Genomic DNA, 8,412 nt, shown 5'->3' on the forward strand with positions numbered 1-8,412 from the left:
GTGCTGCACCGCATCGTCGCGACCCACGATGTCGCCGACGCGGCAGGCGCGGATCTGCTGATCGAGGCGGTGTTCGAGGATCCCGACCTTAAGGGCGCGGTGCTCGCCGAGGCGGAACGAGTGCTGGCGCCGGACGCCCTCCTCGGATCGAACACGTCGACTCTGCCGATCAGCGGTCTCGCCGAGCGGGTGGCCCGCCCCGCCGAGTTCATCGGCCTGCACTTCTTCAGCCCCGTCGACAAGATGCCGCTGCTGGAGATCATCAAGGGGGAGCGGACGTCGGAGGAGTCGGTGTCGCGGGCGCTGGACCTGGCACGGCAGATCTCGAAGACCCCGATCGTGGTGAACGACAGCCGCGGTTTCTTCACCAGCCGGGTGATCGGCACCTTCGTCAATGAGGCGCTGGCCATGCTCGGCGAGTCGGTGCCCGCCCCGGTGATCGAGCAGGCCACCTTGCAGGCCGGCTACCCTGCGCCGGCACTCCAGTTGGCCGACGAGCTCAACCTGGAGCTGCTGCGCCGCGTGCGCGACGCCTCGAAGGCGGCCGCCGAGGCAGCAGACGGCACCTGGGATCCGCATCCGGCCGAGGCAGTGCTGGACCGGATGCTCGGCGAGTTCGGCCGTGCCGGACGGCTCGCCGGTGCAGGCTTCCACGACTACGACGATGCGGGCAAGCGCGTCGGTGTGTGGCCCGGGCTCGCCGAGGCGTTCACGAGCAGTCCGGCGACGATCCCGTTCGTCGACCTCAAAGAACGCCTGCTGTTCGTCGAGGCTGTGGAATCTGCCAAGTGCCTGGAGGAGGGCGTGCTGCAGTCGGTGGCCGACGCCAACGTCGGCTCGCTGCTGGGCATCGGATACCCGGGGTGGACCGGTGGCGTCCTGCAGTGCATCGACGGCTATCCGGGAGGAGTGGCCGGATTCGTCACGCGGGCCGAGGAACTCGCCGCCGCGTACGGGGATCGGTTCGCGCCGCCTGCGCTGCTCAAGCGGATCGCCGCCGAAGGCGGCACTGTCGCCGCGTCGGCCGAGTCGGCGGAAGCCGTGACCGCCTAACCCGGCGGACAGGAGGGATGGAGCGATGACAGAACGTCGCGTCAGCGTCGGAAACGGCCTCATGATCAACGTGCGGGACCTCGGTGAAGGACCTGCCGTCCTGCTGATCCACGGATGGAGCCTGAGCGGCGAAGTCTGGGACCGGCAGCAGCGCGTGCTCGCTGAGGCGGGATGCCGCGTGGTCGCGATGGATCAACGGGGACACGGCGATTCGGACGCGCCACGGACCGGATACGGCATCGAGGAGCTCGCCGCCGATGCGCTCGGGGTACTCGATGGCCTCGGAATCGAGACCGCTGCTGTCGTGGGCTGGTCCCTCGGTGGGATGGTCGGCCTGCGTCTGGCGCACGATCGGCCCGAGCGGATTCGGACGCTGGTGATGGTTGCCAGCAACGGTGTCGCCGCCTCGCGAACGGTTGCATTCCCCTTCGGCGTCCCGGCCGACCAGCAGTTGGCGACGATTCTGGCGGCCGAGCACGCCGACCGGGTGGCTCTGCGTCGGCGGGCGGTGGGCGACCCGTTCGGCACGCCGCCGGACGAGCACACCCTGGACTGGCTGCACCGCATCTCCCTGCAGACTCCGAGCTGGGCCGGCAGGGCCGCGATGCGGACCCTCATGTGCTCCGATCAGACCGATCTACTGCCGGGGATCACTGTGCCGGTGACGCAGATCGTCGGTACCGCCGATCCGGCGCTCTCGCTCCGCGGGGCGCGGTGGGTGCGGGATCAGCTCGGTAGCGCACTGGTGGAGATCGAGTGCGGTCACTATCCGATGCTAGAAGCACCTGATCTGTTCGAAGAAGCGCTTCTAGCGGGCCTCAGTCGAGTGCCTGGCGACCTTGTGGCACATGAGGCAGACTCAGTGTCCAGACAGTAGGGTATCCTGGCGCTATGAATGAGACCACCTTCGCTCGTCGGCGACCGCGGGACTTCGACGGATCGTCGTCGGCGGAGCAGACGGTGTTCGCTGCGACCGAGGATCTGCTCGGAACGGTGACCCTGCAGGACCTGACTGTCGCACAGATCATCGGCGCGGCGGGGGTCTCCCGGGCGAACTTCTACCACTACTTCGCGAACAAGTACGACGTCGTGGTAGCGCTCCTGGGTCGTGTTCTGGAGGACTCGTATTCGGCGGCCGGACCGTGGACCGAGTCGCCGGGGCGGGACCGGGCCCGGCAACTGGGCGTGAGTCTGGACAACACCCTATCGATGTGGTCGGAACACGGCGCGGTCATCTGCGCGGTGCTCGAGCACATGCACACCAAGCCCGCAGTCGCCGCGGCGTGGCAGCAGGTCTTCAATCAGTTCGTCGACTCGCTCGCCGAGCAGATCACGTTCATGCGGTCCGAGGACGCCGCCCCGGCCGGCCCCGAAGCCGCGACGCTGGCGGCGATGCTTGTCGGCGGCACGGAGCGGGCGTTCTACGTCGCGGCCCGGGGTCTCGATCCGAACTTGGTGATCGGGGACCTCACCGAGCCGCTGCGGGCGGTCAACGAGGCGGCGATCGAAGGGCAGCGCGCGGGAGCGTTCACCACTGGCCCGGAGCGGACCTTCGCTGTCGGCGAGTTGACGGTGCCGGAGGTGGAAGGAGACACGGCGCGCACCCTGCTGTCAGCGATGGCCGAGTTGCTCGTTGACCGGACTCTGGCGGATCTGAGCGTGACTCAGTTGCTGGAGAAGGCCGGAGTCTCGCGGGCGTCGTTCTACTTCTACTTCCGCAGCATCGAGGACGCGTTCGTCGTGCTGTTCCGGGAAGCGGCGGTGGAGATCGTCGCAGGCCTTGCCGCTGCCCTGACCGACGTCGTCGACGGCGGACCGGGTGATCTGCGTGAACTCATCTCGAGCTGGCTGGTTCTGGACGGGAACGCGGCTGCGGTGATCCGCAGCGCGGTGCACACATGGCCGCGATTGCCTGCGCTGCGTGACGAGTACTTAACCGCGATGGGCGCGATGAAGACGACGCTCGAATCGAGTATCGAACTGCAGCGTGCACGTGGAGTGATTCCGGACGGTCCGCCCACTCCTGGGTATGCGGCCGTCGTACTGTGGACCATCGAGCGCGCCGTCGCCGGTTCCCTTGCGGGGGAGGAGCACGTCGGCGACCTCGACGTGGTCCTCGACTCGGTCACGAGAATGCTGTCGGCCGTGCTCTACAACGCCCCGTTGCCCGCAGAGTGATGTTGCGGGATCCGGGTACGGAGCGACGAGCAGTTGCCCGACGGCATCCGGGTGGTGGTGTTCGACGTCGGGGAGACGCTCGTCGACGAGTCGCGCATGTGGACGCAGCTCGCGGAGTCGGCGGGCGTCACACCGTTCACGTCGATGGGGCTCATCGGCGCGTTGGCCGCGCGCGACGAGCCTCACCAGAAAGTGTGGGAGATCCTCGGCGTCGCACCACCGCCCGGCCGAGAGGACTTCGAAGCGGACGATCTCTATCCGGACGCACTCGACTGCCTGTCGGCGGCACGCGACGCTGGCTTTACCGTCGGCATCGCAGGTAACCAGCCGGCCGGTGCGGCGGAGCACCTACGCGCGCTCGGTGTCGACGTGGACTTCGTCGCCTCCTCGGCGCAGTGGGGCGTCACCAAGCCCGCGGTCGACTTCTTCGCGCGAATTGTGGACGTCGCCGGCTGCGAGCCCCACGTGCTCCTGTACGTCGGTGAGCGACTCGACAACGACATCGTTCCCGCCGCCACCGCCGGGCTCCGGACCGCGTTCCTGCGGCGCGGGCCATGGGCACACATCCACACCCTCCGGGCCGACGCGGTTCGCCCGGATCTGCAGCTCGATTCCCTGGACGAGCTGACCTCGTTGCTCACGTCCGGACGAGGCGGGCCCGTCGGGGCGATGCTCGCTGTGCACGGCAAGAAGCAGGCCGATCCGATCCGATCCGATCTACGAATCAGGCCACCCGCCCGAACAAGATCCCCCACCGCGCGACGGGGAACTGGTCACCGTCACCGCCACCTCGGTGTCCTCACAACACGACCAGAATCTCCGCAACACCGTCACCTGGACCGAGCACGGCCAACGCACCGTCGAAGCAGAAATCACGCTGCGGCACAGCTTTGACGGCATGGGACGCACCAGCGAAGAAACTTCACATCAACGCACCGTCTCCAGCCTCGGTGACAGCGGCACCAACCGCCACGGCGCCATCACGGGCGACCACGCGGGCCACATCGCGGCCCACCGCTTCATACTCGATCAGGGACTACCCAACCTCTTCGCCCAGAACGGTACCTTCAACACCAGTGCCTACAAGAAAATGGAAAACGAATGGGCTGCGCTCGTCAATGACGGCCTACAAGTGGAGGGCACAGTTAAGTTTAGGTTTGATTCAACCTCGGATCGGCTCAACAAGGTGATGATCGATTTTGAAGGTATCAAGCCAGGATTCGAGGGCGAGGTCGTATTCTCTCTCGAGAGAGACCCAATTTTTGAGAATTCGCATGGTGAAGAGTACGGCCGTTCATGCCCCTGAGAGGACCGAGAAAACGTGAAGATATCAATCCCAATAGACTCGGCGATCGCTAAGTCACTCCGCGAGTCGGTCTCCAGCGATCCAAAGGTAGTGCGCAACGGCATTTTTGAAGGATTCTCAATATTTAATTATTATGCCGATATGATGATCTTAACCACCACCACCGGATATAAAAGCCGCCAACCCGCCATTAAATGCAATCTAAAGATCTCAACCCGGGAGATCCTTACACATGCAATTGAAGAGACGTGGCTTCAAAATAGAGAGGACAAGCCGGGCGTCCCGCATGCTGCAATAATTCTCCTTTCTCCCTCGGAGGAAGAAACTCATATGACGTACTGCACGGATTCCGACGCCGAGCAATGGGCGATTGAGGATAAGGACCTACCCCAATTAAGGGAAGAACTCCGCTCCGATTTTATTTCTCCACCGTCAAATTAGACCATTCAAGCAATTACGAAAGCTTCAGAGAATGAAGGATGGGCTATCGCGCGCAGATCAGCGCGATACCGCAGTTGCCCCCGCTGCCAGTTCAGAGGGCACGGCGACGGATGGTGACATCCAGGCGGATGGCGAGACTTGACTGCTAGAAGCCGATCACCTGAACGGGCTCAACCTGTCGGTCACGGACACGACCGCACAGTTCGTTGCTGCCACTTCGCCTGCGGCAGTTAATCGGTGCGCCTTGCCTCAACCTGTCGGCCCCGCATGGGGCGGTCCGGGTTAGTCCTTCAGGTTGGCGTCGAGCCAGTCCATGGTCTGCATACCGAATAGGTCGGTGCCCCACCCGTAGAAGTCGGTGAAGATCCGCATCAGGCTGCAGTCGGTCGGCTGGTAGTCGACCTTGGCGCCCTTGGCTCGCCAGGCACTGACCAGCGTGCGCGAATCTTCCGCGGGTACCAGGGACATCGGCGAGTCGTCGGCCACGCACGACGAGATCAGCGTACGGCTGCCCGTCTTCGGGGTGCCCTTACCCATCACGTTGTCGCGGTAGGCCCGTTGGAACGCCGGGATGTCGGCCGGGTCCTGCCCGTTGAATAGGGTCCGCATCGGGATCAGCGGGAGCGTGAAGTACGCCGGAGTCTGGCACTGGGTGCGGTAGACCGCGGCAATACCCTGACCGACCGGGTTCAGGTGGGCGTTGACCTTCATTTCCGGGTAGTGCGGCTCCAGGCCGAGGATGGTGGCCAGTGCGAATGCCGAGCCCACCGAACCGTCCGCGACGCGGATGAAGTTCTTGTAGTTGGGCACCATGCCCTCCATCACGGAGGCTTTAATGTTCAGCTCGGGGGCGTACTCGTTAGCCAGCTCCATTGCGAAGCCGGTGCCGACGCCGCCGCCGGCGATGCCGAACATGCCGATCGGGGCCTCGTTCGACAGCCCGGCCTTCTTGTAGGAGAGGGCGGCACGGAGGCCGTCGAGCGTGGTCATGCCGTTGTACTTGCCAGCGAAGACGCCGCGCGGCTTCGGGTCGCCGCTGTTGCCCACGTCGGAGATCACCACGGCATAGCCGCGCTCAAAGAGCATCGCGAGTGGGCCGAGCGCTGACCACAGCGAGCCGTCGAGCTGGTCGCCACCGGTCCACATCGACGACGGATGGCAGTAGGCGCCGACGCTGTCGTTGGCCATCTGGTAGCCGATGACCTTGCGCTCGGAGTTCTTCTTACCGTCCCGCGGAACCATGATGATGCCGGTACTGATGTCGCGGTTGCCCTTCATGTCCGTCGTGACGAACATGGTGCGCCACGCGTCGAGCTTGCCTGGCTGTACGCCGAGGAACTGCACGGCCACCTTCTCGGCCTTGAGGAGGGTGCCCGGCGTATCGGAGGGCTTGAGCCGCGGCTCGTTGTAGAACGGGTGACCGGGTAGCCACGGCTCGACGATCTCCTGCGGTGACCCGACGCGGCCCTCCTGCAGGGTGCCGATCACGTAGCCGTTGAACACCTCGTCGAGGCCGGGGGTCCGGTTCGGCGTGGCGCCGGCCGGGGCCGCGGCGGTGAGGGTCGCGGCGGCGGCGACTGCCGTCAGCGCGAGGCCGATCAGACTCTTCTTCATCAGGTTCTTCACTGGTAGGTCACCTTCAGGGTGTCGAGCGCCGACTGGAGGGTCGGGGCGATGTTCCATATCGGGCGGTGGCTTTCGAACTGCTGCTCATACGGGATCTGCAACTGAGCGCGCAGCGTGTCCCACTTGTTGTTGACGAGGTACGAGTACTTCGGCAGCAATTGTTCGGTGATGTAATCCCAGCGCTCGTCGTAGACCGACCAATTCCAGGTGGCCAGCGGCAGGGTCAGGGTGGCGGTGCGTCCATCGGGACCGGTGCCGGTCACGGTGAGCGGGCGGTACGAGCGCGGCGGCAGCACGCCGGCGACCGACGGCGAGCCGGCGATGGTGGTCGCGTAGGTCAGCGCCATGCCGACATCGCCCTTGTAGCGGCGGACCGCATCCCACTGGTCCTTGATCACCTCGCGCTGTTCGCGCTCAAGGAGTCGGGCGTTGCCTGCGGCGACGGCGGCGGGCTGCTTGGACGCGATCTGCTTCCAGGCGTGCATGATCTGGCCGTCGACCAGACCTGCGCGCTGCATTTCGCGCAGCGCCGGGAGGCCTTCGCGGACGTAAGCGGTGTGCTGCGGCATCAGGTCGGTGAAGATGTTCTTCTGCATCACGAGGATGTCGCCCTGCACTTTGCGCAGATCTGCGGCCGAGATCACCGCACCGACGCGGGCGAGGGCGCGCAGGCCTTCGGGAAGCTTGTCGACGAAGACCGGGCCGAGCAGGCGGTTGGTTTCGCCGACGATCGCGTTGGCGAGCGGTTGCAGGTGCGCGAAGTCGTAGATGTCGGTGGCCAGCTCGAAGTCGACCAGGCCGCCGCCGAAGTCGGCGCCGACCATACCGGCCATGCCGGCCCATTGCAGTTCGCGGTGCGCCAGCTGAAGGTCCTCGTAGTAGCGGTACGAGCGGATCAGGTTGCCGCGGTTGGCGCTCACGCCCAGGCGCGGATTCCATGAGTCGAGGTCAATGCCGGCGGCCCGAGTGCTGTTGGCCAGCCAGAATTGGAGCAGCAGCGCCCGATACGAGATCGGGGCGACGCCCTGCGCACGCGCCTGGTCAAGCAGACGGCGCAGCGTCGGGACGTCGGTCGGCAGCTTCGGGTGGATGCCGCCCGGCCCGTGCGCGGCATCGCGGTTCACCGCCGGCAAGTTCAGATACTGCTGCAGCGGACCGGTGGCCTGCGCGGGCGCTGTCGCGGCGAGGGTGCCTACGCCGAGCGCCAGTGCGGCGGTAGTCAGTGCAGCAGTCAGCGCGAGCACGACGGCCCGGGAGTCTCTGGGTCGACGGGTGCGTGAGCGGGGCATGGGGGCATCCTTGGTGTTCTCGAGCGCCGAAGACTGGGCTGCCGCCGGCGCGGAAAGTCGATCACCGGAAGGGGTGAGACGGTATTTCGGTCGAGTCTCAGGATGATCAGCCGACAGTCCACCACGGCTATTGCCGGTTCGTCACTTCGCCTCGGGAGCTTCCGCAGCGCGGAACCAGTCCTGGATGCGAGCGCCGATGTCGCCAATACGTACAGCGTGTTCCCGGTAATCGGGGGGGGCCGGTGTGCGTGCGCACGCCGACCGGAACGAGCGTCGCGCGGTGAGCAGACTCTCTGGTGCGGGGGCCGGTGATCGTCGTCACTTAGTGGTGCGCGGCGGGGGCGTCCGGCAGACTGGTCGGCGTGAGAGATCGTGACGCTACGGTGGAGACCACATTCGGCCCGGTGCGCGGAGAAACCGGTGCTGACGTCGATGTTTGGCGGGGGGTTCGGTTTGCAGCGCCGCCGGTCGGCGACCTGCGCTGGCGCCGGGCGCGCGAACCGCAGCCCTGGGCCGAGC

Annotated in this window: 9 protein-coding genes; 7 read left to right on the forward strand and 2 right to left on the reverse strand. The window is 65.8% G+C overall.

The features are described 5' to 3' along the window. The 6 genes from WAW85_RS16625 to WAW85_RS16650 all read left to right on the forward strand — a co-directional run. Nucleotides 1-1,053, forward strand: a 1,053-nt coding sequence (locus WAW85_RS16625; protein WP_422560691.1) for a 3-hydroxyacyl-CoA dehydrogenase family protein, incomplete at its 5' end; no start/stop codon positions are given. Between the two features lie 25 nt (nucleotides 1,054-1,078). Then, nucleotides 1,079-1,930, forward strand: coding sequence for an alpha/beta fold hydrolase (locus tag WAW85_RS16630; protein ID WP_422560692.1), 852 nt, complete (start codon nucleotides 1,079-1,081; stop codon nucleotides 1,928-1,930). Between the two features lie 14 nt (nucleotides 1,931-1,944). Continuing rightward, nucleotides 1,945-3,231, forward strand: coding sequence for a TetR/AcrR family transcriptional regulator (locus WAW85_RS16635; protein WP_422560693.1), 1,287 nt, complete (start codon nucleotides 1,945-1,947; stop codon nucleotides 3,229-3,231). Nucleotides 3,232-3,264: 33 nt separating this feature from the next. Beyond that, nucleotides 3,265-4,125, forward strand: a complete 861-nt coding sequence (locus tag WAW85_RS16640; RefSeq protein WP_422560694.1) for an HAD family hydrolase — start codon at nucleotides 3,265-3,267, stop codon at nucleotides 4,123-4,125. 4 nt (nucleotides 4,126-4,129) lie between these two features. After that, entirely contained in the window at nucleotides 4,130-4,537 is a 408-nt protein-coding gene (locus WAW85_RS16645) for a DNA/RNA non-specific endonuclease (RefSeq protein WP_422560695.1), read from the forward strand. A gap of 15 nt (nucleotides 4,538-4,552) precedes the next feature. Beyond that, nucleotides 4,553-4,978 carry a hypothetical protein gene (locus WAW85_RS16650; protein WP_422560696.1) on the forward strand — a complete coding sequence of 142 codons (426 nt, stop codon included), beginning with the start codon at nucleotides 4,553-4,555 and terminating at the stop codon, nucleotides 4,976-4,978. Between the two features lie 282 nt (nucleotides 4,979-5,260). Here the strand turns inward: WAW85_RS16650 and WAW85_RS16655 are convergent, their stop codons facing one another. Both WAW85_RS16655 and WAW85_RS16660 read right to left on the reverse strand, forming a co-directional pair. Beyond that, complete coding sequence (locus WAW85_RS16655; protein ID WP_422560698.1) at nucleotides 5,261-6,592, reverse strand: lipase family protein; 1,332 nt, start codon at nucleotides 6,590-6,592, stop codon at nucleotides 5,261-5,263. A gap of 8 nt (nucleotides 6,593-6,600) precedes the next feature. Further along, on the reverse strand, nucleotides 6,601-7,893 hold the full coding sequence (locus tag WAW85_RS16660) for a hypothetical protein (RefSeq protein ID WP_422560697.1): 1,293 nt from the start codon (nucleotides 7,891-7,893) through the stop codon (nucleotides 6,601-6,603). A 383-nt stretch (nucleotides 7,894-8,276) separates the two neighbouring features. Between WAW85_RS16660 and WAW85_RS16665 the strand changes: the two genes are divergently transcribed. Then, the coding region (locus WAW85_RS16665; RefSeq protein ID WP_422560699.1) for a carboxylesterase family protein at nucleotides 8,277-8,412 on the forward strand (136 nt) is incomplete at its 3' end.

The sequence above is a fragment of the Gordonia sp. (in: high G+C Gram-positive bacteria) genome, from assembly GCF_049299075.1.
Lineage (GTDB): Bacteria > Actinomycetota > Actinomycetes > Mycobacteriales > Mycobacteriaceae > Gordonia.